The sequence below is a fragment of the Nocardia sp. CA-290969 genome, assembly GCF_050936135.1.
In the GTDB taxonomy this organism is placed as follows: Bacteria; Actinomycetota; Actinomycetes; order Mycobacteriales; family Mycobacteriaceae; genus Nocardia.
Genome location: NZ_JBNJNJ010000001.1, coordinates 2,837,334 through 2,861,512, shown reverse-complemented (window position 1 = coordinate 2,861,512; position 24,179 = coordinate 2,837,334). Strand labels below are relative to the sequence as shown.

22 protein-coding genes are annotated in these 24,179 nt (G+C 69.1%); 5 read left to right on the top strand and 17 right to left on the bottom strand.

What is annotated here, in order from left to right:
* From ACQEVO_RS13270 to ACQEVO_RS13245, 6 genes are all read right to left on the bottom strand, one after another.
* On the bottom strand, window positions 1-1,209 hold the full coding sequence (locus ACQEVO_RS13270) for an amidohydrolase family protein (RefSeq protein WP_432912792.1): 1,209 nt from the start codon (window positions 1,207-1,209) through the stop codon (window positions 1-3).
* A 27-nt stretch (window positions 1,210-1,236) separates the two neighbouring features.
* On the bottom strand, window positions 1,237-2,706 hold the full coding sequence (locus tag ACQEVO_RS13265; protein WP_432912789.1) for an aldehyde dehydrogenase family protein: 1,470 nt from the start codon (window positions 2,704-2,706) through the stop codon (window positions 1,237-1,239).
* Window positions 2,707-2,751: 45 nt separating this feature from the next.
* On the bottom strand, window positions 2,752-3,954 hold the full coding sequence (locus ACQEVO_RS13260; protein WP_432912786.1) for a thiolase family protein: 1,203 nt from the start codon (window positions 3,952-3,954) through the stop codon (window positions 2,752-2,754).
* Window positions 3,951-4,382, bottom strand: a complete 432-nt coding sequence (locus tag ACQEVO_RS13255) for a Zn-ribbon domain-containing OB-fold protein (RefSeq protein ID WP_432912783.1) — start codon at window positions 4,380-4,382, stop codon at window positions 3,951-3,953. Before ACQEVO_RS13255 ends, ACQEVO_RS13260 begins: the two co-directional genes overlap by 4 nt.
* Complete coding sequence (locus tag ACQEVO_RS13250) at window positions 4,379-5,590, bottom strand: CaiB/BaiF CoA transferase family protein (protein ID WP_432912780.1); 1,212 nt, start codon at window positions 5,588-5,590, stop codon at window positions 4,379-4,381. The genes ACQEVO_RS13255 and ACQEVO_RS13250 overlap by 4 nt, the downstream gene beginning before the upstream one ends.
* A 242-nt stretch (window positions 5,591-5,832) precedes the next feature.
* Window positions 5,833-6,255, bottom strand: coding sequence for a MarR family winged helix-turn-helix transcriptional regulator (locus ACQEVO_RS13245; RefSeq protein ID WP_432912777.1), 423 nt, complete (start codon window positions 6,253-6,255; stop codon window positions 5,833-5,835).
* Window positions 6,256-6,320: 65 nt separating this feature from the next.
* On the opposite strand from ACQEVO_RS13245, the gene ACQEVO_RS13240 reads away from it, so the two are divergent.
* Window positions 6,321-8,363 carry a PKD domain-containing protein gene (locus ACQEVO_RS13240; RefSeq protein ID WP_432912774.1) on the top strand — a complete coding sequence of 681 codons (2,043 nt, stop codon included), beginning with the start codon at window positions 6,321-6,323 and terminating at the stop codon, window positions 8,361-8,363.
* An 81-nt stretch (window positions 8,364-8,444) separates the two neighbouring features.
* On the opposite strand, the gene ACQEVO_RS13235 is transcribed toward ACQEVO_RS13240, so the two are convergent.
* A complete protein-coding gene (locus tag ACQEVO_RS13235; protein WP_432912771.1) occupies window positions 8,445-9,008 on the bottom strand; it encodes a nuclear transport factor 2 family protein in 564 nt (187 codons plus the stop codon).
* 131 nt (window positions 9,009-9,139) lie between these two features.
* Here ACQEVO_RS13235 and ACQEVO_RS13230 point away from each other — a divergent pair, with 131 nt between their 5' ends.
* Window positions 9,140-9,766 (top strand): TetR/AcrR family transcriptional regulator, encoded by a 627-nt coding sequence (locus ACQEVO_RS13230; RefSeq protein WP_432912768.1) that lies wholly within the window; start codon window positions 9,140-9,142, stop codon window positions 9,764-9,766.
* On the opposite strand, the gene ACQEVO_RS13225 is transcribed toward ACQEVO_RS13230, so the two are convergent.
* Window positions 9,763-10,431, bottom strand: coding sequence for a nitroreductase family protein (locus ACQEVO_RS13225; protein WP_432912765.1), 669 nt, complete (start codon window positions 10,429-10,431; stop codon window positions 9,763-9,765). The genes ACQEVO_RS13230 and ACQEVO_RS13225 overlap by 4 nt on opposite strands.
* Before the next feature lie 9 nt (window positions 10,432-10,440).
* The gene (locus ACQEVO_RS13220) at window positions 10,441-10,608 is read right to left on the bottom strand and encodes a hypothetical protein (protein ID WP_432912762.1); all 168 of its coding nucleotides are present in this window, start codon (window positions 10,606-10,608) and stop codon (window positions 10,441-10,443) included.
* A gap of 22 nt (window positions 10,609-10,630) precedes the next feature.
* On the opposite strand from ACQEVO_RS13220, the gene ACQEVO_RS13215 reads away from it, so the two are divergent.
* On the top strand, window positions 10,631-11,491 hold the full coding sequence (locus ACQEVO_RS13215; protein WP_432912759.1) for an LLM class F420-dependent oxidoreductase: 861 nt from the start codon (window positions 10,631-10,633) through the stop codon (window positions 11,489-11,491).
* A gap of 37 nt (window positions 11,492-11,528) precedes the next feature.
* Here the strand turns inward: ACQEVO_RS13215 and ACQEVO_RS13210 are convergent, their stop codons facing one another.
* The 5 genes from ACQEVO_RS13210 to ACQEVO_RS13190 form a co-directional block, all read right to left on the bottom strand.
* On the bottom strand, window positions 11,529-13,634 hold the full coding sequence (locus ACQEVO_RS13210) for a xanthine dehydrogenase family protein molybdopterin-binding subunit (RefSeq protein WP_432912756.1): 2,106 nt from the start codon (window positions 13,632-13,634) through the stop codon (window positions 11,529-11,531).
* Window positions 13,631-14,629, bottom strand: coding sequence for an FAD binding domain-containing protein (locus ACQEVO_RS13205; protein WP_432912753.1), 999 nt, complete (start codon window positions 14,627-14,629; stop codon window positions 13,631-13,633). Before ACQEVO_RS13205 ends, ACQEVO_RS13210 begins: the two co-directional genes overlap by 4 nt.
* Window positions 14,626-15,147 carry a 2Fe-2S iron-sulfur cluster-binding protein gene (locus tag ACQEVO_RS13200; RefSeq protein WP_432912750.1) on the bottom strand — a complete coding sequence of 174 codons (522 nt, stop codon included), beginning with the start codon at window positions 15,145-15,147 and terminating at the stop codon, window positions 14,626-14,628. Before ACQEVO_RS13200 ends, ACQEVO_RS13205 begins: the two co-directional genes overlap by 4 nt.
* A 20-nt stretch (window positions 15,148-15,167) precedes the next feature.
* A complete protein-coding gene (locus ACQEVO_RS13195) occupies window positions 15,168-16,295 on the bottom strand; it encodes an XdhC family protein (protein WP_432912747.1) in 1,128 nt (375 codons plus the stop codon).
* 239 nt (window positions 16,296-16,534) lie between these two features.
* A complete protein-coding gene (locus ACQEVO_RS13190) occupies window positions 16,535-17,116 on the bottom strand; it encodes a TetR/AcrR family transcriptional regulator (protein WP_432912744.1) in 582 nt (193 codons plus the stop codon).
* Between the two features lie 100 nt (window positions 17,117-17,216).
* Between ACQEVO_RS13190 and ACQEVO_RS13185 the strand changes: the two genes are divergently transcribed.
* Complete coding sequence (locus tag ACQEVO_RS13185; RefSeq protein ID WP_432912741.1) at window positions 17,217-18,356, top strand: acyl-CoA dehydrogenase family protein; 1,140 nt, start codon at window positions 17,217-17,219, stop codon at window positions 18,354-18,356.
* A gap of 127 nt (window positions 18,357-18,483) precedes the next feature.
* On the opposite strand, the gene ACQEVO_RS13180 is transcribed toward ACQEVO_RS13185, so the two are convergent.
* From ACQEVO_RS13180 to ACQEVO_RS13170, 3 genes are all read right to left on the bottom strand, one after another.
* Window positions 18,484-18,969, bottom strand: a complete 486-nt coding sequence (locus ACQEVO_RS13180) for a DUF4383 domain-containing protein (RefSeq protein WP_432912738.1) — start codon at window positions 18,967-18,969, stop codon at window positions 18,484-18,486.
* A gap of 169 nt (window positions 18,970-19,138) precedes the next feature.
* Entirely contained in the window at window positions 19,139-20,674 is a 1,536-nt protein-coding gene (locus ACQEVO_RS13175; RefSeq protein WP_432912735.1) for an ATP-dependent DNA ligase, read from the bottom strand.
* 164 nt (window positions 20,675-20,838) lie between these two features.
* Window positions 20,839-22,254 carry a lipase family protein gene (locus tag ACQEVO_RS13170; protein ID WP_432912732.1) on the bottom strand — a complete coding sequence of 472 codons (1,416 nt, stop codon included), beginning with the start codon at window positions 22,252-22,254 and terminating at the stop codon, window positions 20,839-20,841.
* Between the two features lie 666 nt (window positions 22,255-22,920).
* Here ACQEVO_RS13170 and ACQEVO_RS13165 point away from each other — a divergent pair.
* Entirely contained in the window at window positions 22,921-24,171 is a 1,251-nt protein-coding gene (locus ACQEVO_RS13165; RefSeq protein WP_432912729.1) for an oxygenase MpaB family protein, read from the top strand.
* Window positions 24,172-24,179 lie beyond the last annotated feature (8 nt).

Below are 24,179 nucleotides of genomic sequence, written 5' to 3'. Positions count from 1 at the left end.
TCAGCCCGCTGCCCGGACCGGCGGTTGCGCCGGGGTGAACCGGTAGAGCCGCTCGGCGTTGCCGCGCAGGATCTTGTACTGCGTCGTCTCCGGCAGATGATCGATCTGCTTTTTCACGGCGTCGATGCAGTTCGGCCACGTGGAATCCGAATGCGGGTAGTCGGTTTCGCACATGATGTTGTTCTCGCCGATTTCGGCGATACTCGCGATCCCGTGCGTGTCCTCGATGAAACAACCGAAGATATGGTCGCGGAAGGTCTGGCGGATATCGAGGGTATCGAGATCGACGCCCTGACTCCCGGCGTGATCGCCCCAGTTCATGCCGCGCTTCACCCAATGCCGCTGTTTGTCCAGGACCTGCTCGGCGCGCTCCAGGAAATACGGTATCCACCCGATCTCCCCCTCGGACAACGCGATCTTGAGGTTGGGGAAACGCTGGAACATCCCGCTGAACAACCAGGACAGCATCGCGCCGGAGGTCCGGGTCGCACCCCAGGCCAGGTTCGCCAGGAACGGCGCGTCCTTCGAGATCTGCGGAACCGTCGAGGACGAACCGACGTGCATGGAGACCACCAGGTCGAGATCGTTGGCCGCGGCCATCACCGGGTCCCAGTAGCCGCTGGGATCGTGAATCGTCGGCAGGCCCAGCGGTGCGGGATTCTCCGAGAAGGCGAATGTGGTGGCGCCCTTCGCGGCGCAGCGTTCCAGCTCCCGCACCGCCAGCTGCGGATCCCACAGCGGGATGAGCACCAGCGGGATGTACCGGCCGGGTGCCGCGCCGCACCAGTCCTCGATCACCCAGTCGTTGTAGGCCTTCAGGCAGACCAGGCCGAAGTCGCGGTCACCGGCTTCCATGAACAGCTGGCCGCAGAACCGGGTGATCGTCGGGAAACAGAGGGAGGCGAGAATTCCGGCCCGGTCCATATCCTCGATCCGCGCGACCGGGTCGTAGCATCCCGGTCGCATCTCGCTGTAGGACAACGGTTTCGGGCTGAATTCTTCTTTCTCCTTGCCCGCTACCGCGCTCAGCCCGGAACTGGGGAAGCGTTTACCGTCGTAGACCCAGCAGTCCACGCCGTTGTCGTCGAATTCCATATGCGGTGCGCGATCCCGGTCGGCGCGCGGGACGCGGTCCACCCACAGGTTCGGCGGTTCGAGAATGTGGTCGTCGACCGAGATCAACCAGTCGAGTGCGAGGTCGGTGGGCATGATTACTCCTTCGGGACTGCCGGCCATTCAGCGGAGTTCGCCGATGACGAGGTGTTTGACTTCCTGGAAGGCCCGGATCCCCTCCGGGCCGCGTTCGCGGCCGAGGCCGCTCTGCTTGTAACCGCCGCTGGGGGCGTAGGCGCTGAACAGCGCGGTGTTGACGTTGACGGCGCCGGTGCGCAAGCGGCGCGCGATCGCGGTGGCGGCGGCCGGGTCGGTGCCGTACACCTGAGCGGACAATCCGTACGGGCTGTCGTTGGCGATCCGCACGGCGTCCTCGGTATCCCGGTACCCCAGCACCGAGAGGACGGGGCCGAAGATCTCCTCCTGCGCGGCCGGGTTGCCGTTGTCGGGAACGTCCAGCACGGTCGGCTCGAAGTAGTAGCCGCGTGGATACGCCCCAGGCCGGCCGCCGCCCTGGACGACGGTCGCGCCCTTGTCGACGGCCCGGGCGACGATGCTCTCGCAGCGTTCGCGTTGCGCGGCACTGATCAGCGGGCCGATCGTCGTCGCCGGATCGGCGGGGGCGCCGACGACGAGACCCGCGTAGGTCCGGGCGACGATCTCGAGCACTTCGTCCTTGTGCTCACGCGGCACCAGCATGCGGGTCGCCGCCACACAGGCCTGGCCCGCGGTACCCGCGACCACGGCCGCGGCACCGGCCGCGACCCTGCCGACCGCGTCGGCGAGGTAGATCTGCGCCGATTTCCCGCCGAGTTCGAGCGCGACACGTTTGAGGGACGGCGCCGCCTGCGCCATGATGCGCCGGCCGACCGAGGTCGATCCGGTGAACGACACCATATCCACGGCGGGATGAGTGGTGAGCAGTTCCGCACCGGCGGAACCGGATTCGACCACGACGCTCAGCACACCGCGCGGCAGCCCGGCCGCGTCGGCGGCGGCGCCGAAGACCAGTGAGGAGATCGGGGTGAGCGGACTCGGCCGCAGGATCACCGAGTTCCCCGCGAGCAGTGCGGGCACGATTTTCTGCAATGCCATGATCAACGCCGCGTTGTACGGGGTGATCGCCGCGACGACGCCCACGGGTTCGTACCTGCGGACGCTGAGTGCCACGCGCCCGCGCAGGAGTTCGTCGACGGGTACCGGATTCGGCTCTTCGTGCGGCAGCGAAAGATACAGGTCGATCATGCCGCGGGCCATCGCCAGCCCCGAATGGAACTGGGAGCGTTCGGCGAAGATCCTCGGCTGCCCGGCCTCGGCGACCATGGTCGCCACCAGCGGCTCCCGCACGGTCTCGAGATACGACAGCATCGCGCGCAGCACCGCGGCCCGTTCCGCGGCGGGTGTATCCACCCATACACCGCTGTCGAAGGATCGGCGTGCCTCGTGTATCGCGCGCTCGACCTCGCTCACCGGGGTGGCCGGGATATCGGCGAGGTGCGATTCGTCGGCCGGGTTCTCCACCGCGAGGATTTCCGCGCCGGATATCCGGTCGCCCGCGATATACGAGCGTTGTTCGGTGAGGATGGTGGACATGGCATCGGTCTCCTGGCTGCGGTGGCGGGGCGTGGGTATCGGGTGTTATCCGGGTTCGGTGCTGTAGGCGACGACACCGCCGTAATGCGGCGAGGAGTGGCAGGCGAGGGCGGTGGTCACGCCGGCGCGGGCACGTTCGCCGGCGCGGCCGGCCAGTTGCAGATAGCACTCGAGCATCTGCGGAATACCGTGCATACGGCCGTTTCCCAGCGCGCCGCCGCCGGAGAGCACCGGGAGGCCGCCGGGCAGATCGCTGTCGATACCGCCGTCGCGGACGAACCGGTGTGCCTCGCCGGGCGGGCAGAAGCCGAGGGCTTCGAGCCAGAAGTACACGAAAGGCGAGAAGCCGTCGTAGAGCTGCGGCAGATCGATGTCGCCGGGACGCCGGCCCGTGGCCTCCCACAGGCGCCGGGCCGTGACCTCCCCGCCCGCCATGATGTCGTCGAGCGGCCAATGCAGCGCGGTGCGGTGTCGCGGTGGCGGGCTCTGCGCGTATCCGGTCACATACACGGGCGGGTGGGGGAGATCCCGGGCGCGTTCGGCGGAGGTGAGGACGAAGGCGGCCACGCCGTCCACCGGCAGATCGCAATCGAGCCGGCGAACCGGCTCGCTGACCATCGGCGCCGCCAGGTACTCCTCGGTGGTGAGGGGTTTTCCGTACCAGTACGACCACGGGATACGCGCCCCGTTCTTCCGGGCCTCGACCACGACCTCGGCCAGGGCGCCGGGATCGGCGCGGTACCGGTTCAGGTACTCGGTGTAGGGGAGGGCGATCATCGGCAGCGGGCCGGCGAAACCCTGGGGCAGCGTCCATTGCTGTGCGCCTTCGGCCCTCGTGACCGGATTGTCGTGGTAACCCCCGGCCGGGTTGTGTAGCGCGCGATGCAGGACGACGTAGTCGGCCGCGCCCGAAACGATCGCGTTGACCGCCAGTGCCACGGCGCCGGGGATCTGGCCGATACCGGTGAATCCGGCGACATACCGCGGTGAGCCACCCAGCCGGGCCGCCAGCCAGTCCGCCGACACCGTGCTGATGCCGTCGGTGACCCGGTGCCCGCCGGCGGTCGGGAACAGTGCGGAGGCGACGAATCCGTCGATCTGTTCGGGCCGCAAACCCGCGTCGGCGACCGCCGCCCGCGCGATCTCCACGGCGAGCGCGCCCAGTGGCCGGTCACGCCGGCGCCGGATGCTGCTGTGCGCGTATCCGGCGATCGCCACGCGGCCGCCGCCGCGGAACCGGCCGGTCACGACGGCCGCCGCGGTGCCACGGTGAACGCCGGGATCGCTGTGCCCGCCGCGATATCTTCGAACGCCACCTGGACGGCGAGCCCTTCGGCCAGTTCGGTATCGGGTCCGTCGAGCAGCCGTCCGATCATCCGGAGACCGGGTTGTTCGTCGAGTTCTATGTCGACCAGTAGATAAGGCACTTCACCGGCGAAGCCGACCGACGAGGCCCGGCGCACGATCGTCCAGGACCGGACGACACCCCGGCCGCTGACCCGTTCGAAGCGATACGCGGGATCGGTGGTGCCGCAGTGTGAACAGGTGAGACCGGGCGGGATATCGAACCGGGCACACCGCGCGCAGCGGGCGAGAGCGAGTTCGTGCCGGGCCGCGGCGGCCCAGTACGGCGCGGAGAGGTCATCGGGCACCGGGAGCGGGCGGGAGGTCGTCACGGGACCACCCCGGCGTCCTTGAGTTCGGTGATATCGGTCCAGGTGTAGCCGAGCTCCAGCAGCAGCGTCTCGGTGTGTTCACCGTGTTCGGGTGCCCGCCGCAGCTCCGGTGGTCTTTCGTCGAACTGGACCGGTCCGGTCGGGAGCCGGTACGACTGGCCGGTTTCGGTTTCCACGACCCCGAGATAGTCGTTGGCCAGTACCTGGGGGTCCGCGAGCAGTTCCTCGACCGACTGCACCGGAGCCCACGGCGCGTCCAGCCGCGCCAGCAGCTGCTTCCACTCGTCGAAGGTGCGGCGCGCGAATTCGGCGTCGAGTTCGGCCACGCATTCGGCGCGGTGCGCGGCCCGCGCTCGCATATCCGTGAAGCGCGGATCGTCGCGCAGGTCGGGTCGCTGCACCAGGTCGCAGAACTGCGCCCAATACCGGTCGCCCTGCAGGAAGACGAGCTGGATATGACGGTGGTCCTTGGTGCGGTAGGTGCCCACGAGGGGATTGACCGGCGTCCCGCGCCCGGACACCGCCACGGGGGAATTACCGGCCAGCGCCGCGAGTACATCGGAGGACAGCATCCACATGGCGGTTGCGAGCAGCGAGACATCGACCACCGATCCGCGGCCGGTGCGGTGCCGGCGCAGCAGGGCGGCCGCCATCGCGAAGCCCAGTGCCATGGCGCCGTTGCGGTCGCCCATCGCGCCCCGCTGGCTGATCGGGTACTCGCGGTCGAGCGGGGTGAGAACGTGGGCGGGCCCGCCCTGCGCCCAGAAGGCCGAGGAGTCGTAGCCCGGTTTCCCGGCTTCGGGGCCGCGGACGCCGTAGCCGTGACCACGGGCGTAGACGAGCCGGGGGAACCGCCGGGTGAGTTCTTCGGCATCGAGCCCGAGCCGGCGCAGCGCCGCGGGCCGGAAGTTCGTCAGGAACACATCGGCGGTGGCGAGGAGTTCGTCCAGCAGCTCCCGGCCCCGGTCGGTGCGCAGATCCAGCGACACCGAGCGTTTGCCGCGATTGGCCAGGGCCACAGAAAGATTCACCCCGCCGCTGTCGGAGCCGATGCCCTGGGTGGCGAGATTGCGATACGGGTCGCCGTCGGGCCGTTCCACCCGGATGACATCCGCACCCCAGTCCGCGAGCAGTGCACCCGCCACGGGGACGAACACCCATTGTGCGAGTTCCACCACGCGTACTCCGTCGAACGCGCCACTGTTCATCTCGCACCTCCGCCTATGTAGAACGAGAATCTACCCAAGTGTAGAACGGGATTCTCATTTGCGGAGCGGAATGGCCTCGATCGGACTCAGGGCATTTCGAAATCAGTGGGCGGCAAGGCTTCCGGCGCCGCTGACCTGCGCGGGGAGGTTGCCACGCACCGCACCGGAGGTGTGCCGAGCCGGTGGTGGGCCGGCCGGATCGGCCAATGGGTCCCTGGTCGTGTGCGGGGATCCCGCCGCTGTTATCGGCCGGTCGGCGATCCGAGAATGCGCGAGAGCTCGCTGAGTAGTTCGACGGTCCGCTCGGCTGTCGCGGCGCCGAGTTGCTCGGCCAGCAGGACGTCGATCGTGCGGCCGGTTCGCTCGTCGATCGTGCGCAGCAGTAGTCCGGTGGGGGAGGCGATCGTCCGGCGCCGGTCGGTCGGATCGGTGGTGGTCTCCACCAGGCCGCGGTCGCCGAGGCGTGCGATGGTCGTGGAGACGTGGCTCTGGACGAACCCGGTGCGCTCGGTGATCTGGCGCACCGAACTTCCCGGATGCTCGAGTATGTCGTCGAGGACGGCGAGTTCCCCGGGGGAGGCGAAGGATTCGTCCGGGTTGAGGCTGGCCTGTTTGGCGAGCTCGGTGAGCTGCAGGATCAGGCGGTGGAGCTGCCGGACGTTCATTCGATGAGGATATCTGTGACCGATGCATCTATGGCAGATGCATCGGTCACAGATAGAGTGTGGGCGTGTGGATCGCGAAACGATGGCTCGCTGTACCGGTCGTGTTGTGTGTGGTGGCGGGTGTGGCCGTAGCCGTCGACGCTGCTCGATCCGACCCGGACCCGAGGGCGGATCAGGCCGGGCGGGTGCCTTGCGCCGCGCAGGCCGAGCCCATGTGGGTCACCGCCGAATGCACCGACCCCGAATACGGAAACCCGGTGATCGATCGGGAAGAGGATCTGACGAATCCGGTGGCCGTCCGGAAGGTGTCGGGGCATTTCTCGGGTACCGATAAGCGGTTCGTCATCCAGCTGCCGCCGAAACAACAGTGGCAGGGCCGGTTCTATCAGTACGTGTACCCGCTGATCGACGAGAACGTGGACCCCGAGCACCTGGCATTCGCCGTGGCCAGCGGCGGCTACAGCGTGCAGACCAACGGTGGCGCGGGGTATCGGGTCGACGCCGCGGCCGCGAAGTTCGCGCGGACGGTGGCCGCTCGGTACTACGGGACCACGGACCGCATCTTCGGCTATATCTGGGGCGGTAGCGGTGGCTCCTATCAGACGATCGGGGCGATGGAGAACACCATCGGCGTGTGGGATGGTGCCGTGCCGTTCATCATCGGGACCCCGTCCTCCATACCGAACAATTTCTTCGTCCGCGCGCTCGGCGCCATGGTGCTCGCCGAGGAAGCGCCCCGGATCGCCGATGCGGTCGCGCCCGGCGGGAGCGGTGACCCTTATGCGGGCCTGGACGAGACGGAGGCGGCGGTACTGACCGAGCTGCTCCACGCGGGCGTGCCGCTGGCGGCCTTCGAGGACTACGAGTACGTTCTGGGCCTCAGCGGTGCCGGAACTCCGGCGGGGCCGTCGGGGCTGCTCGGTTTCGGTCCCGCGGTACGGCAGCTGGATCCCACCTACGCCGACGACTTCTGGCATCGACCCGGCTATCTGGGAACCGAAGCCTCACCGCTGGGCGAGATCGTTCGTGCCGGGAAGATCGACGAAACCGCCACCGTCACCCGGGTGGAGCGCAGTGGCGACGACACGGCGCGCGTTTTTCTCGACAGAGTTCCCGCCAACCGGCACGGCACCGCGGTCGACCTCACGGTCGGCACGTCCGGTGCGCAGGTGCAGGCGGCCACCCTCGATGCGGCCGGCGGGTTCGTCACCGTCTCCGGCTCCGCGGAGACTGTCGCCGGTCTGGCGCCGGGCACCGAGTTGCGGCTGGACAACCTGTGGTATCTGGCGCTTCCGTCCTACCCGCGTCATCAGGTGCCGGCCGACCGGGATTACTACGCCTTCGACCAGTACCGCCATGCCGATGGCACCCCGATCCATCCGCAGCGCCCGGTCACCGCCGACAGCATGTTCGCCACCGGCACCGCGGGCGGCGGCACCTACACCGGCGAGATCACCGGCAAGGTCATCGCGGTCGGCAATCTCCTCGATGCCGACGCCTTCACCTGGGACGGCGACTGGTACCGCACCCGGGTGCGCGACGCGCTCGGCGACGATTACCGGGACAGCTTCCGGCTCTGGCTCAACGACAACGCCGACCATGTCACCCCCGGCGCCCGCGCCGCACGGCTGATCGACTACACGGGGATACTGCAACAGGCGCTGCGCGATGTCGCGGAGTGGGCCGAAAACGGCCGCGCGCCCGCCGAATCCACCTCGTATCAGCGGGAGGGGTCGCAGATTTCGGTCACCGCACCGGCTGCCGACCGGCACGGTATCCAGCCGGTGGTGGATCTCGACGTCGAGGGCGGTGACCGGGTCGAGGTCGCCGCCGGGCAGCCGGTGACCTTCCGGGCACGCGCCGCGGTCCCTCCGGGCACGGGCATGATCGTCTCGACGGAGTGGGATTTCACCGGAGAGGGGCGGTTCGTCGCCGAATCTCCCGCCCGGCAGCCGGCCGCCACCATCGAGTCGTCCCGGACCTTCGCCTACGACCGGCCGGGCACCTATTTCGCGGGGGTCCGGGTGACCTCGCAGCGCGACGGCGATCCCGGCAGTCCGTTCACCGAGGTTCGGAATCTCGACCGCGTCCGGGTCGTCGTGCGCTGATCGGCGAATCCGCCGGCGCGGTCCGGACGATCGCCACCGCGCCACCGGGTCAGCGTGGCGACGCTGCTCACCGGCGACCGGTTACCATCGCGCGGGAGCCGGGGCTTCCAGGGACAGCGGGCGCTGGTAAGACAGGTCGGATTCGTCGCGGGTGCCGACGGGATAGCCCGCCTTCTTGAAGAAGCTCGATTGCAGCACCGACGCGTCCGCCGCGAACATCGTCTCGACAGTGGAGCGCCGGACCGCGATGCGCCACCGGCCGTCCCGGCGTTCGAGCCGGTCCAGGTAGCGGCCGGCGATCACCTGGGCGCTGCGGCCGTCGAGCCCGAGCAGCACGACGAGGACATAGCTCTCCGCGTGCGCGGTATCGCCGTCGATCTCGCAGGTATGTGTCGTGAGGTGGTGGGTGTGCACGCGGGAGGTGGCCGCATGCGTGCGATTGGCCCATTCGGCGTATCCGGGGCCCGGGTTCACCGCGGCGCCGTGCTCGTCGACTCCGTCGGGGTGATAGGCGGCGGTGACGAGATCGGGGTCGTGGCGGTCGCAGCCGCGCGCATGTCCCGCAACGCAATCCAGAATCGCCGTCCGATCCATCAGGTACCGGACGTCCCGTTGCAGGGCTGCCAAATCGCTGTCGGTGGTCATATCTCTCCTCGGTGCCGGATGGCGAGACAGGGTCGGCCGGACATCGGCGTGGGGTTCACCTCTCGCGCTGTACGATCGTACAGCGCGAGAGGTGAGAGGATGGGCGCCCACCGGGAGATGAGGAGTCGGGCATGGCGGCATCGGCACGGCGTACCGGCACCGAGACGTCGCACACCAGGGGGGTCCTACTGGACTGTGTGGAGCAGTTGATGCTGGAAGAGGGGTACGCCGCAGTGACGTTCCGTGCGGTCGCCGCCAAGGCCGGTGTCACTCCCAGCTTGGTTCAGTACTACTTCCGCACCCTCGACGGGATCTTCCTCGCCGCCATCCGCCGCTACACCGAACGCAATATCCGGCATCTCACCGAGGCTTTGGAGGCTCCGCCCGACCGGTTGCCGCGGGTGCTCTGGGAATACAGCCGAACCGAAGCGGCCAGTGCGCTGACCACCGAGTTCATGGCGTTGGGCAACCATCGCGAATCGGTTCGGGCCGAGATCGCCGAGGCGACCGAGCGGGTACGAAAACTCCAGCTCGACGCCCTCTCGCAGGGAGCCGGCGGACGCGGTTCACCCGGGGAACTCACCCCGGGCGCACTGCTGCTCCTCATCACCGGTATCCCGAAATTCCTCTTGCTCGAAGAAGGTATCGGCGTCCACACCGCCCATCGGGAGCTGATCGACGCTTTCGAGAAGTACCTGGGCCCGGTGCCCGCGGCCGGCGAGGAGAGCAGGTCCGCACGGTTGCGCGGGCGAGCCTAGCGGTTCGGCCGGGCGCCTCGTCCGAAGGTGATGTCGGCATGCTCGGGATCCCAGCGATTGCGGAACACCACATCCTCGAGCGGCCGCCGGCGCACGGGTCCGTGCTGCCCGCGCGGCCAGCCGACGACGATGTGCCCGGCCAGAATCCATTCGTCGGGAACGCCGACCGACTCGCGCAGGATCTGCCCGCCGTCATAGGACGCCCAGCTCGTCAAACAGGCTCCCAGCCCCTGCGCACGCGCCGCGAGGTAGAAGTTCTGTAAGGCGGGATAGATCGAGCCACCCTGCAGGAACTCCGAGGAGAAGTCGTTCTTGAACGCGGTGAACAGCACCGAGGTGTATTCGCCGGCTCGGTCGTGCAGTTCATAGGTGGCCCGGTTGTTGCGCGCGGCGCGGCTCTGATCGTCGTCGGCCGGTCTGGACATCCCGTAGATCGATTCGATCGACCGGAGGGCGATCCGGGCCGCCTGCGCCACCGCCGCCCGCTGTTCGGGTGCGTCCAGCACGACGAAACGCCACAGTTGCGCGTTGGCGCCGTTCGGTGCCCAGGTCGCCGCCCGCAGGCAGCGCGTGAGCGTGGCGTCGTCGACCGGTTCGTCGGTGAATCGGCGGATGGACCGTGCGGTGGACAGCACTTCCCAGACATCGGTACTCGGAGAGGGCATTCCATTGGTCTACGTGACGTACGCGGAGATGTCGAGAGCCGGAGGTGCCGGGCCGGGCATCTCATGGTCCGGCACCGCATCGGCGTCCTGGACGTGGACGGCGCGAACGGACATCGAGCCCGGACCGTGCAGTAGCATCCAGCGCGCGAGGCCGGATTGCGGTACCGGCGTTCGCATCCACGGGATTCGAGGAGGACTTGTGCAGCTGACGGGTGTCGGAGTATGGAGTTCGCAACTGCGCTACGGTGACGCGGCCGAAGCCGCGGACGCGGCGGCCGAGCTCGAGGAGCTGGGCTACAGCGCGATATGGATTCCGGATGTCGGCGGCCCGGTGTTCGACTCGGTGGACAATCTCCTGGGTGCCACGAAACAGGCTGTGGTCGCGACCGGAATCCTGAACCTGTGGATGCACGAGCCGACCGACGTCGCGGCCCGGTACGCCGCGCTGACCGGGACCTACGGCGACCGGTTCCTGCTCGGTATCGGCGTGAGCCACGCGCCGTTGATCGATGCCGGTGATCCGGGCCGCTACCGGAAGCCGCTGGCGGCCACGCGGTCCTATCTCGACGCCTTGGACGCCACCGATACGCCCGTTCCCGCCGGGTCGCGGGTGCTGGCCGCGCTGGGACCCAAGATGTTGCAGCTCGCGGCGACCCGCGCCGGCGGCGCCCACCCGTACCTGGTCACGCCCGAGCACACCGCCACTGCCCGGGCCGCGCTCGGTGACGGGCCGCTGCTGCTGCCCGAACAGACGGCCGTCCTCACCACCGATCCCGACGAGGCGCGGGCGATCGGTACCGAATGGCTGCGCAGCTACCTCCAGTTGCCGAACTACGCGAACAACATCCTGCGGTCGGGTTTCACGCCGGAGGATGTGGCCACCGTCAGCGACCGCCTCTTCGACGCGATCATCGTCTGGGGCGACGAGGAAGCCATCGTGCGCCGGGTGGCCGAGCACCGGGCGGCCGGCGCCGACCATGTCTGTGTGCAGGTGCTGGACGCGGACCTGCAGGCGTTCCCCCGCACCCAGTGGCGCCGTCTCGCCGCGGCGCTGGCCTGAGCCGGCGGCCGGTGAGCGGACGCGGAACGTCACGCGGTCAGGTCGCGATTCCGTCCAGGACGGTATCGGCGGTGATGGGTAGCGCACGCACCCGGACCCCGGTGGCGTGATGAACCGCGTTGGCCACCGCGGCGGCGGCGCCCACGATCCCGATCTCACCGGCGCCGCGTGAGCCCATCGGATTGGTGTGCTCGTCGACCTCGTCCAGCCAGATCGCGTCGATGTCCTGCACATCGGCGTGGGCGCTGATGTGGTACGAGGCCAGGTCGTGGGTGACGATATGGCCGAACCGGTGGTCGCGCACGCTCTCCTCGTGCAGGGCACCGGATACGCCCATCGTCATCCCGCCGATCAGCTGTGAACGCAGCGTGCGCGGATTGATCGCCCGTCCGATCGAGAACACACCGAGCATGCGGGGAATCCGGATCTCACCGGTGAACCGATGGACCCGGGCTTCGACGAACTGGGCGCCGAAGGAGTGCAGCGCGAATTTCCCGGCGTCCGGATTGTCCGCCGCCTGCGCGCTGCTGCGTGCGCCGGCGGCCGGGGTTTCGCCGTGTTCGCGCCGGAACGTCCGCGCGGCGGCGACGACGGCCGAACCCCACGAACCGATTCCGGTGGACCCGCCCGCGACGCTGGCCTCGGGCAGATCGGTATCGCCGATCCGCAGCCGCACGGCGGCGGGGTCGCAGCCGAGTGCGTCGGCGGCGATCTGGGTCAGTGCCGTCCAGGTACCCGTTCCGATATCGGCGGCTCCGATCTCGACGGTGTAGCGCTCGTCGGCACCGAATTCGATGCGGGCGGTGTTCCCGGGCATCGCCATCGCGGGGTAGGTGGCCGCCGCGACCCCCGTGCCGATCAGCCAGTCGCCGTCGCGGCGGGCGCGCGGGGCCGGATCGCGCCCGGCCCAGCCGAATCGGCCGGCCCCGGTGCGCAGGCATTCGGTGAGATGGCGTCCCGACCACGGCCGGCCCGATTCCGGATCGGTTTCCGGTTCGTTGCGTATCCGCAGTTCGATCGGGTCGATACCGCAGGCCACGGCGAGTTCGTCCATCGCCGATTCGGCGGCGTACATACCGGGACATTCCCCGGGTGCGCGCATCCAGAACGGCACCGGAACATCCAGCGCGACCAGGCGGTGCGAAGTCCGCCGGCTGTCCGCGGCGTACATCGTCCGGGAAGCCACCGCGGTCTGCTCGGCGAATTCCTTGACCTTGGCAGTGGTTTCGACGACCTCATGGGAAAGCGCCGTCAGCCTGCCGTCGCCGTCCGCGCCGAGCCGGATCCGCTGGACGGTCGGCGTCCGGTAGCCGACGAGCGCGAACATCTGCTGCCGGGTGAGCGCGAATTTCACCGGCCGGCCGGCGCAGCGGCGGGCGGCCAGCAGGGCGAGCACATTGTGGGCGTGCGGTGCGCCCTTGGCGCCGAAACCGCCGCCGACATGGGGTGCGAGCACCCGCAGCTGATCGGGTTCGAGCCCGAACAGCGGAGCCAGTGTCGACCGGACGGTATGCACCCCCTGGGTGGAGTCGTAGAGCGTCACCTGCGGACGCCCGGTGGATTCGTCCCAGACCGCGATACAGGCGTGCGGTTCCATTGGATTGTTGTGCTCGGTGGGTGTGGTGTAGGTCCGGTCGATACGCACCTGCGCCCGGGCCAGGCCGGCGTCGATATCACCGTCCGCGGTATCGGTCGGGAAGGTGGGGTTCACCTGTTCGGGTGCGTAGCGGGCGGGGTCGTCGGCGCGCAACTCGGTGTGGTGGGGTTCGGTCCGGTAGCCGACCCGCACCAGATCGGCGCCATGGCGGGCGGTTTCGGCGCTTTCGGCGAGTACCGCGCCGATCAGCTGCCCCCGGAAATGCACGCGATCGTCCTGCAGGATGCTCAGTTCGCCGTCGGAAGTGTCGGCGAGTGCGGGGGAGTCGAACACCGTCAGTACCGCGACGACGCCCGGGAGTTGCCGCGCGGCCTCGGTATCCATGGCGCGCACCCGGCCCCGGGCCACGGTCGACTGGACCGGGTGCAGATACAGCGGGTCGGGTACGGGATGTTCGACGGCGTACGGCGCGGTACCGGTGACCTTCGCGTGGCCGTCCAGCCTGGTCAGCGGCGTACCCATCGATTCGGCGGGAATCAGTGTCATCGCTGCGCCTGTTCGGTGAGGGTGTGCAGGGTCGATACCAGGGTGCGGCGGGCGAGTTCGACCTTGAACTCGTTACCGTCCAGCGGCCGGGCGTCGGCGAGTTCGGCGTCGGCGGCCTGTGCGAACGTCTGCCCGGACGCCGGTGCCGCGGTGAGAACGGCCTCGGCCCGGTGCGCCCGCCATGGACGGTGCGCGACTCCGCCGAACGCCAGCCGCGCGGACCGGATCACGTCGCCGCCGGATTCGAAGCTCAGTTCGGCCGCCACGGAGACCAGTGCGAACGCATACGAGGCGCGATCGCGGACCTTGCGGTAGTCGGCCACCGCGCCGGCCGGCGGCGGGGGGATCTCGACCCCGGTGATCAGCTGACCGTGCGTGAGGACGGTATCGCGCTCGGGATGGTCGCCGGGCAACCGATGGAAATCGGTGACCGGGATTCGTTGTTCGCCGTCGGTGTCCTCGATCACCACCCGGGCGTCCAGCGCCGCGAGCGCGACCGCCATATCCGACGGATGTACCGCGACACAATGCTCGGACGCCCCCAGGATGGCGTGGTAGCGGACGTACCCGCCGAGTGCCGCGCAACCGCTGCCGGGTTCGCGTTTGTTGCACGGGGTCGTCACATCCTGGAAGTACACGCACCGGGTCCGCTGCAGCAGATTGCCGCCGGTGGTGGCCAGATTGCGCAACTGTCCCGAGGCACCCGAGAGCAGGGCCCGCGACAGCGCCGGATAGCGGGCCCGGACCACCGGATGCGCCGCCAGATCGCTGTTGCGCACGGCAGCACCCACCCGCAGCCCGCCGTCCGCGGTGTCCTCGACCGCGTCCAGCGGTAGCCGGCTGACATCGACCAGCAGCTCCGGGGTGGCGACACCCAGCTTCATATGGTCGACCAGATTCGTCCCGCCGCCGAGGAACACCGCCCCCGGGCGTTCGGCCACCGCCGTCACGGCCTCCCGGGTACTCGTCGCGCGGCGGTATTCGAACGGGATCACCGGGCGGCCGCCTGCCGGATCGCCGCCACGATATTCGGATAGGCCGCGCAGCGGCACAGGTTACCGCTCATCCGCTCCCGGATCTCGGCGCCGGAGAGCTCCGCGGCGGCCGTGAGGTCGGCGGTGACGTAGCTGGGATTTCCGGCCTTCGCCTCCGCCAGCATCCCCACCGCCGAACACACCTGCCCGGGCGTGCAGTAGCCGCATTGGAATCCATCCTGGTCGAGGAATGCCTGTTGGACCGGGTGCAGGGTGTCGCCGTCGGGTAGCCCGGCCGCGGTGATCACCTCGGCACCGTCGTTCGCGGCGGCGAAGGTGAGACACGTGGTGGCGCGGCGGCCGTCGAGCAATACGGTGCACGAGCCGCACTGCCCGTGGTCGCAGCCTTTCTTGGGAGCGGTGACACCGAGCTGCTCACGCAGCGCGTCCAGCAGGGTGGTGCGGTTGTCCACGCGCAGCGTCCGCCGCTGCCCGTCCACGTCCAGCGCGATCTCGCTGTGATTCTCGGCAGCTGTCATACGCGCCGGATACCCCGGGTTCATTCGCCAAACCCGGGAACGGCACAACGGGCCGATGCCGGATCGGCGACCGGATGGATCGGCCGGTCGAGATCACGAAGCCGCGCGCCGCTGCCGTGGCGCCGCAGCGCGACGATCTCGGCGGCAATGGACACCGCGGTTTCCTCCGGGGTGCGCGCACCCAGGTCCAAGCCGGTCGGCGCGGCGAGCCGCGCGAGCTCGGCCTCGGGAACACCCGCGGCTTGCAGCCGGTGTACGCGGTCGGCGTGGGTGCGCCGGCTGCCCATGGCGCCGATATAACCGGCGTCGGTGCGCAATGCCGCCGCGAGCAACGGCACATCGAATTTCGCGTCGTGGGTGAGTACGCAGATCGCGGTGGATTCGGTGACCGGTGTGTCCGCGAGGTATTCGTGCGGCCGGCGCACGACGATCTCGTGCGCCGCCGGGAAACGCGCGGCCGTGGCGAAGGCCGGCCGGGCGTCGCAGAGCGTGACCCGGTAGCCGAGGAACCGCCCGATTCGGGTGAGCGCGGCGGCGAAATCATCGGCGCCGAAGACGAGCAGGCGCGGCGGTGCGGGAAAAGAGTGGACGAATATTCGCAGGTCCGCTGTGTTTTCGGGACCGGGCAGGTCGAACAGGCCGGTGGTGTGCGGATCGGTCAGCGCACGCACCCGGCCGAGCGTGGCCGTCGCCGCTGGGTCGGCGTACCCGGCGGCGGCCGGAATCAGCGTATGCCGGGGGACACTGTGGCCGGCGCCGGCCAGGATCGTTGCCAGCGCGATCGGCTGCCCGTCGCGCAGCGCTGCCCGCAGGGGAGCGAGGACCGCGCGCAGCGAGCCGTCGACGGGTTCGAGATAGACATCGAGCCGGCCGCCGCACGGCAGCCTGGGGGCGGCGAATTCACCCGCGTCGCCGTCGTACCGCAGCTCCTCCGGAGTGCCCCGGCGAATGACCTCCTGCGCCCGCGCACAGATATCGCCGTCGACGCACCCGCCGGAAATACTGCCCACGACACGACCCGATTCCGAAACCGCCATCGTGGTTCCCGGCGGACGCGGCCGCCCGGACGAGCTGTCCACCACCCGTGCCAGCGCGGCCCGCGACCCCGCCCGCGACCATTGCACCACCGCGTCCCAGGCGTCGTTCATCGCCCGGGCGCAGCGACCGGGTGACCCGTGTCCAGCGGGAACGTGGCCAGGGCCGTCGGTGTGTGCAGGACGTCCGCGTTCGTGTCATCGCTCATGCTCGCGACTTACCCACCGGCGCCGCCGCTATGCGCCCGGCGAGTGTCCGGGCGCCGGTGCGCCGCTACGATTCCGCCGGCCGCTCGGCGCAGCACCGGTGCCCCCACCACATCAGCGGCGGGATCCGTCCCGCGGCGGCGGTACTAGCGGGCGCTGATGCCGTCGGTGAGGATGGCGGCGAGTTCGCGGTAGGCGGCGGCGTCGTCGAGTCCGGTGGCGGCGCGGACGCCGCCCTGCTGGACGCGGACCATCATGGTGGCGGCCAGATCCGCCGCGAACGCGGCGTGGACGCCCCGGAATTCGCCGGTGGCCACACCGTCGTCGATGAGTTCCTGGACGCGGCGGGCCGCCATGCGGGTATTGCGTTCGTAGACCTCGCGGGCGGGAGCGAAGGCGTCCAGATCGGTCATGAACCGGCCCGAGGCGACCGCCAGCGCCGCGCCGACCGCGGTGAGATAGGCGGCGATGCGCTCCAGTGCTCCGGTGCCCGCGGCCACTTCGGCTTCGACGCTGTCGGTGGCGCGTTTGAAGAAATGCACGGTGGCGGCGGTGACCAGCTGTTCTTTGCTGCCCGCGAGGGTGTAAAGGGTGGATTTGGAGCAGCGCAACCGCGCGGCGACGGCATCGAGGGTCAGGTGCGCGAACCCTTCGGCGAGGAACAGTTCGACCAGTTCGTCGAACAGTTCCGTGCGGCGGCGGGTCGCGAAGGTCGAACGCTGCTCCATACGGCGCATAGTACTGCGGAACGTCTTGCAGTACTGTTTGGCGAACAGTACTGTGACGAGGAGCAAAGTACTATTCCGCGTATTCCCGGAGGATCTTCCTGTGGCTGTCGATCGACTTCTGCCCACCGACGAGGCACGGGACCTCATTCGGCTCACTCGCGATATCGCCGACAAGGTGCTCGCGCCGATCGTCGACGAACACGAGAAGGCCGAGACCTACCCCGAGGGCGTGTTCGCGACCCTGGGGGAGGCCGGGTTGCTGAGCCTGCCGTATCCGGAGGAGTGGGGCGGCGGTGGCCAGCCGTACGAGGTGTACCTGCAGGTGCTGGAGGAGATCGCCGCGCGCTGGGCCGCGGTCGCGGTGGCCGTGAGCGTGCACAGCCTGGCCTGCTATCCGCTGATGACGTTCGGGACCGAGGAGCAGAAGCAGCGCTGGCTGCCGGAGATGCTGGGTGGCACCACGGTCGGCGCCTACAGTCTGTCCGAACCACAGGCGGGTTCGGATGCCGCGGCGCTGGCTTGTAAGGCATCCGCGGTCGACGGTGGATACCGAATCGACGGGGCCAAGGCGTGGATCACCCACGGCGGTATCGCCGACTTCTACAACCTGTTCGCGCGGACCGGCGAGGGCTCCAAAGGTATTTCGTGTTTCCTGGTGCCGAAGGGCACCGAGGGGCTGAGCTTCGGTAAGCCGGAGGAGAAGATGGGCCTGCACGCGGTGCCCACCACGTCCGCGCATTACGACGGCGCGTTCGTCCCCGCCGAACGGCGGATCGGTGCCGAGGGTCAGGGGCTGCAGATCGCGTTCAGCGCGCTGGATTCCGGCCGGTTGGGGATCGCGGCGGTCGCGGTCGGGCTCGCTCAGGCCGCGCTGGACGAGGCCGTGTCCTACGCGCAGGAGCGGACGGCGTTCGGCCGCAAGATCATCGACCACCAGGGTCTGGGTTTCCTGCTCGCCGATATGGCCGCCGCGGTCGATTCGGCGCGTGCGACCTACCTCGACGCCGCTCGCCGCCGCGATGCGGGCCTGCCGTATTCGCGGCAGGCGTCGGTGGCCAAACTGGTCGCGACCGACGCGGCGATGAAGGTCACCACGGACGCGGTGCAGGTACTCGGCGGCTACGGCTACACCCGCGACTTCCGTGTCGAGCGGTACATGCGGGAAGCCAAGATCACGCAGATATTCGAGGGCACCAACCAGATCCAGCGCTTGGTCATCAGCCGCCACCTCGCCGGCTGAGCGGCACCGGCAGGTTCGCGGCGCACCCCGGGAGCCGGCCCGGCGTGCGGGCCGCGAGTGCGTCGACGCGGTGTGACCGGGGCCCGGCCCGCGCGACCGGTCCCGAATTCCGGCTCGGGCAGCGCTTCTACTCGATGATGCCGGGCTGGCGATCGGTCATCTGTTGTGCGGGCTCGTTCCGCAACCGCGGCAGCAGGACACCGAGGGCGACCATGCCGGCGCCGAGCCCGAAATGCAGCCAATTGTCGGCGGTGTCGAGCGGTACGAAATTCGCGTCGCTGTCGTAATCGATCAGCAGGCCGTAGAGCCACAGGATCAGGTAGATCACGCCGCCGGCGATCAGGTAGGCGCGGGCCGCCGAGGCCCGCGTCCCGGCCGCCAAGCCCGCGATACCGAAGGCCAGGTGCACGAGGTTGTGCAGGATCGAGACGTTGAACAGGCCGAGCAGTTGCGCGCCGGAGTGGTGGCCGGCCCATTCGAGGCTGTCGTAGTCCGTGGTGATCCCCGGGATGAATCCCAGGATCGCCACGAGCACGAATACCGCGCCGACGGCCAGGGCGGCGAGTTGAACCGGCGACCGGGCGGCTCGGGGGGAACTGATGCGCTCGGACACTTCTCTTCCTCCTCCACCCGGTGCCCACGCGAGACCCTCCCGTGTACCGGCAGCCGGGACACGGTGGCGTATGCCCGGCCGCGTCCGCGGCAAACCACCCCGCCGACCTGGTTTCGAGCCGATTTCCTGCGGTGATCCGCGCCGCGGCACGGACAGGCGCCGTGGGCGGTCAGCCGCCCCGCTCGTAGAACGCGCGGACGGTGTCGACCGTATCGGCTTCGGCGGGGGATTTGTCGTCGCGGTAGCGCACCACCCGGGCGAAGCGCAGCGCCATGCCGCCCGGGTAGCGGGTCGAGGTCTGTACCCCGTCGAAGGCGATTTCGACGACCTGCTCGGGCCGCAGTCGCACGACGTACCCGTCGGTGGGGCCGTCGGCGAGTTCGGTGAAACGTTCGGTCTGCCACTTCAGCATGGCGTCGGTCATTCCTTTGAAGGTTTTGCCCAGCATCACGAACCCGCCGGTGACCGGGTCCCGTGCGCCCAGGTGGATATTGGACAGGGTGCCGGTGCGCCGGCCGGAACCCCATTCGACGGCGAGCACCACCAGATCCAGGGTGTGGACGGGTTTGACCTTGAGCCAGCCGGCGCCGCGGCGGCCGGCCTCGTACGGCGCCGACGGAGATTTCGCCATGATGCCTTCGTGTCCGGCGGCGAGCGTGCGATCCAGGAATCGTTGTGCCGCGGCGGCGTCGGCGGTCACCAGGCGGTCGACGCGCTGGTCGCGGGGGACGAGCGTGTCGAGCGCGGCGAGCCGATCCCGGGTGGGCAGGTCGAGAAGGTCCTGGCCGTCGAGATGCAGCAGATCGAAGAAGAACACCGACAGCGGTTCGAGATCGCCCGGAACCCTGCGGCCGAACCGGGCGGCGGTGACCTGGAAACGATGCGGCCGGCCGTCGGGTCGTAAGGCGATGGCCTCGGCGTCGGCGATCAGATCGGTGGCAGGCAGGGCCAGGGTGGCCGCTACCACCTCGGGAAGCCTGGCGGTGACCTCGTCGAGACTGCGGGTATAGACCGAGACCTCCGAGCCGGAGCGGTGGATCTGCACCCGCGCGCCGTCCAGTTTGGCCTCGAGCACGGCGGTTCCGCCGAGTCGTTCGAGGGCGTCGGCAACTCCGGTCGCGGTCTGCGCGAGCATCGGCCCGACCGGCCGCCCCGCGCTGAGCCGGAACTCCGCCAGCGCCGCCCGGCCCCCGGTGAGCGCCGCGGCCGCGACGGCCGGCAGGGCGCCTGCCAGCATTGCCGCGCGCCGGACCTCGGCGGCGGGTATCCCGGCGGCCTTGGCGACCGCGTCGGCGAGCACTCCCGCGAGCGCGCCTTGGCGCAACTCGCCGCTGAGCAGGCGGCGCAGGAATGTCTGCTCGAGCTCTGAGGCAGTGGTGAACAGGTCGCGGAGCAACTCGGCGCGTTCGGTGCGGGAGCCCTTCCCGGCGACCGCCCCGATGCGGGTGAACCGCGCGTCGACCTCGGCGACCGTGAGCGTCGGCGCCGGGGCCGGCGGCGGCAGCGACCGCAACGCCGCCCAGCCCACACCGATCTGGCGTTGCGGCAGTTCACCGGACAGCCAGGACGCCGTCACCGCGACCAGTCGCGCGTCGCCGTCCGAGGCGCTACGCCTCAGCAGCGCGGCCAGACGGTCGGTCTTGGCGCGCCGTGCCGATGCCGAGGCGATATCGGCGGATGCGGCGGCGACCTCGGCGAACTGCACGTCAACAGCCTGGCACGCGCACCGGCGTGGGGCAATGAGCGCCGGTGTATGGGGCACACGGTGCGCGGGCCCGGCAGCGTATGTCCGGTCGGCGGGTACCCACCGTGCCGCCGGAGTACCGCCCACGCAGGCGCCCCCTGTCCGGCCGCGCTGATTCGCGCCGCTCAGCACTCACTCTGCGCCGGGACGCCGCGCAGCCGCTCGTCCAGCCAGAGCACGGCTTCGGGATAGCCGAGGCCCGCCGCGATGACGTGTTCGCCGGGCACGCTGCGGTAGACCGCGGTGACACCGAGCGCGCACTGTTCGAGGTAGAGATTGCGGGCGCCCTCGGCCGGAATCCAGAACTCCTGTTCACCGTTGTAGATGTAGAGCGGAGTCGCCGATGCGAGACCCGCCATCCGGGTCACCTCGTAGACATCCCGGGCCAGCGGCGAACGCAGTGGGTCGGTGATATTCGCGGCGATATCGATCGGCAGATGCAGGATGCCCGGCAGCGCGAAAACGCTGATGCACTGGTCCTTCATCGGCGAAGTGCTCACCCACTGGGCCAGGTTGTTCATCCGCGCCAGCAGCTCGGGCCGTTCGCGCGCGATACCGAACACGGCGCCCATGAACACACCCGAGGCCAGATTGGCGTTCATGCTGCGCGCCAGGATCTCGAAGTCGGCGGGCACTCCGCCGAGCGCCGCACCCGCCAGTGCCGGTGCGAGTTCGGGGGCGTAGCTCCCGATGAGTTTCACCGCGCCGTGGGTGGCGATCGCGCCGCCGGAATAGCCGGTCATCGCGAACCTGCTCGCGCCGAACTCCGCCGGCCGCCAGCCGCGTACGGCGCGTATCGCATCCAGTACCGCGTGACCCGCGACGTACGGTTCGGCATAGGCCATCAGCGGACCCTCATGATCCGGGATGAGTACCGCGTAGCCGCGTAATGCCGCGAGGTGGGTGGTCGGCGGGATGAAATCCGTGACCGCGGTGTCTGCCGAGAAGCCGTGGGCCAGTGAGTAACTCGGCGTGCAGTGCCGGCCGAGCGCATCGATCGGGAGGTTGTTCACCACCACCGGCCGCGCCCCCGGGACCGGTGCGGCGGTCGCCGGAATCACCAGGGTGGCCGTGGCGAAGGACGGCCGGCCGTGCGCGTCGGTGGTCCGGTATTTGAACAGCATCGCCTGCCGGATCGGTACGACGACCAGCGGTGCGGCCGAGGCGGTGATATCGCGGACCTCGAGCACCGCGCCCGGGGCGAAGCCCGCGAGGTTCGCCGGCCACCGGTCGAATATCGGATCGCCGACCGGCGCGGGCAGCACCGCCTGCCGCAGCGCGGCCAGTTCCGGTGCCATGGTGGGGGCTTCCTCCGTCTGTACCGGCTTCGGTGCCGGCGCGATCGGCGGTGGGGGGATCACCCGGTCGATCAATTGATGGATTCCAGGCAGGATTACCCCGCTCGTATCCGCGGGTGGCGGGAATACCGGCAATCCGGGAATCGGGAGGCCGGGCAGTGCGGGTGGCTGGGCGGCAGCCTGCCCGGTGAGCAACAGTCCGGTGATGAGCAACGCGAGTGCGCCGGCACGGAGAGATTTCATGGCACACGCCCTTGGGTGCGAGGTAGATATGGCACCCGAGGAGATGCGGGATTCCGTCCCCCGAAACGTCCCCTGTTGTACCGGGGCCAGGGGCTCAGAGTACGTGACCGGCAGTCTGTTTCAGTATTACGTCACAAGATTGAGACGAGTTGCTACTGATCCGAGACAATCGGGTGGGTCGGTAGCGGGTGTCGGGCGGCGTAGCGAGGTGGTCGGCGATATATCGGCCCGCGCCGGTGTCCTGACTATCCGGTGGTCGGCGGCCGCCCGGTTCTCTCATTCGGCGTGCTATCTCCTGCGGAGTGGCCGGTCGGAGATCGCATACGGACGGCTCGTATCGCTGCCGAAGTACTCACCGCCGGCCTGCCTGGGGGTTCGGGATCGATGCCCGGCAATGTGACCCACAATTCTTTCCGTGTTCTGTGGTGTACCCATGGGGCGGTTTCCTGTCCGGGCGCTCCCGTTCTCGACCGGTGCTCGCCGCCGCCGTCCGGCCGCATGCCTGATACGAGACGTTCTACGTCGGCCTTCTTGTCAAGCGCATGGAACTGGTTAGCCTGGACAACTGTCTGGTACAGCTGGTAAGTTATTGAGCATTCCACTGGAATGTGGAGGCCAGGAGTCACCGGATTTCGGCGGTGATCGAGCTCAATGAGGAGTGGCGGCATGGATGGACTCAGCAGGCGCGACGCGTTGAAGGCCGGTGGGGTGGCCGGGGCCGCCGGGGCGTTGGCGGTGGTGGCGGCGACGTCTACGGGGCGGGCGCAGCCGTGGACGTGGTCGCCGGAGGGATCGGTCGCGGGTTCCGGTGCCGGCGCCGACCCGATGACGGTGTGGGATCCCGAGGCCGACGAGTTGGTTGCCGGGCTGATCGATCGAGGTGAAGTCCCCAGGGTCAATGATCTGTTGCGGACCTGGACACGAAACGGTCAGCCGTTGCCCGCCGGATTACCGCCGGAGTTGCGGGATTTCATGGAGTACGCGCGGCAGCTGCCGCAATGGACCGATCCGGCGAAGCTGAACACCGCGATCGAGTTCAACAAGAAGCGCGGCCTGTATCTCGGTGTGCTGTACGGGTTCGCCAGCGGCATGATGAGTACGGTCATCCCCAAGGAGGCCCGGTCGGTCTACTACTCCAAGGGCGGTCACGACCTCGAAGACCGTATCTCCAAAACCGCCAAACTCGGCTACGACATCGGTAGCAACAATGCCTACGCCCCGGACGGGGAAATGGTCGTCACCTGCGTGAAAACCCGTTTGGTGCACGCGGCTGTGCGGCACCTGCTGCCGCAGTCGCCGCACTGGGTGCATTCGGCCGAGGAAAACATCCCGATCAGTCAGAACGACATCATGGTCACCTGGCACAGCCTGCCCACGACCGTCATGAGGCATCTGACGTCCTGGAAGGTGCCGATTCCGGCGCACGAATCGGAAGCCTTTCTGCACTCCTGGCAGGTCGCCGGTCATATGCTCGGCGTGCGGGACGAATACATCCCGAAATCGTGGCCGGAGGCCAACTCCCAGGCGGCGCAGGTGCTCGACCCCATCCTGATGCCGACGCCCGAGGGGATCAAACTGGCCGATCGGCTGCTGAGCCTGGGCGCCAATATCGACCTCACGATTCTGACCAAACCCGTCCTCGGCGCGTTCACCCGCTTCCTGCTCGGCGACCGGATCGCCGACGGCCTGCACATCCCGCGCGAACCGGTCTGGGATCCGCTGCTCCGGTTCAGCTGGGGCCCCTTCATCGCGGTACGCGAGGGCATTCTCACCACTGTCCCACCGGCGGCCGACCCGTACTGGCTCCTCGACGAGTTCCTCCGCAAGGCCGCGCTGATGTATCTGTCCGAATTGCGGATGCCGATCAGTATCGAGATCCCCACCATGAACCGCGATATGAGCGTGCCACCGCGCTGAACCATCGG

What these genes read in the sequence shown, in the direction of transcription:
- ACQEVO_RS13270 (WP_432912792.1), bottom strand. Translation starts at nt 1,209, where the DNA reads ATGCCCACCGACCTCGCACTCGACTGGTTGATCTCGGTCGACGACCAC.
- ACQEVO_RS13225 (WP_432912765.1), bottom strand. Translation starts at nt 10,431, where the DNA reads ATGCCCTCTCCGAGTACCGATGTCTGGGAAGTGCTGTCCACCGCACGG.
- ACQEVO_RS13250 (WP_432912780.1), bottom strand. Translation starts at nt 5,590, where the DNA reads ATGAACAGTGGCGCGTTCGACGGAGTACGCGTGGTGGAACTCGCACAA.
- ACQEVO_RS13210 (WP_432912756.1), bottom strand. Translation starts at nt 13,634, where the DNA reads ATGACACTGATTCCCGCCGAATCGATGGGTACGCCGCTGACCAGGCTG.
- ACQEVO_RS13190 (WP_432912744.1), bottom strand. Translation starts at nt 17,116, where the DNA reads ATGGAGCAGCGTTCGACCTTCGCGACCCGCCGCCGCACGGAACTGTTC.
- ACQEVO_RS13230 (WP_432912768.1), top strand. Translation starts at nt 9,140, where the DNA reads ATGGCGGCATCGGCACGGCGTACCGGCACCGAGACGTCGCACACCAGG.
- ACQEVO_RS13195 (WP_432912747.1), bottom strand. Translation starts at nt 16,295, where the DNA reads ATGAACGACGCCTGGGACGCGGTGGTGCAATGGTCGCGGGCGGGGTCG.
- ACQEVO_RS13220 (WP_432912762.1), bottom strand. Translation starts at nt 10,608, where the DNA reads ATGCGAACGCCGGTACCGCAATCCGGCCTCGCGCGCTGGATGCTACTG.
- ACQEVO_RS13170 (WP_432912732.1), bottom strand. Translation starts at nt 22,254, where the DNA reads ATGAAATCTCTCCGTGCCGGCGCACTCGCGTTGCTCATCACCGGACTG.
- ACQEVO_RS13265 (WP_432912789.1), bottom strand. Translation starts at nt 2,706, where the DNA reads ATGTCCACCATCCTCACCGAACAACGCTCGTATATCGCGGGCGACCGG.
- ACQEVO_RS13245 (WP_432912777.1), bottom strand. Translation starts at nt 6,255, where the DNA reads ATGAACGTCCGGCAGCTCCACCGCCTGATCCTGCAGCTCACCGAGCTC.
- ACQEVO_RS13235 (WP_432912771.1), bottom strand. Translation starts at nt 9,008, where the DNA reads ATGACCACCGACAGCGATTTGGCAGCCCTGCAACGGGACGTCCGGTAC.
- ACQEVO_RS13165 (WP_432912729.1), top strand. Translation starts at nt 22,921, where the DNA reads ATGGATGGACTCAGCAGGCGCGACGCGTTGAAGGCCGGTGGGGTGGCC.
- ACQEVO_RS13200 (WP_432912750.1), bottom strand. Translation starts at nt 15,147, where the DNA reads ATGACAGCTGCCGAGAATCACAGCGAGATCGCGCTGGACGTGGACGGG.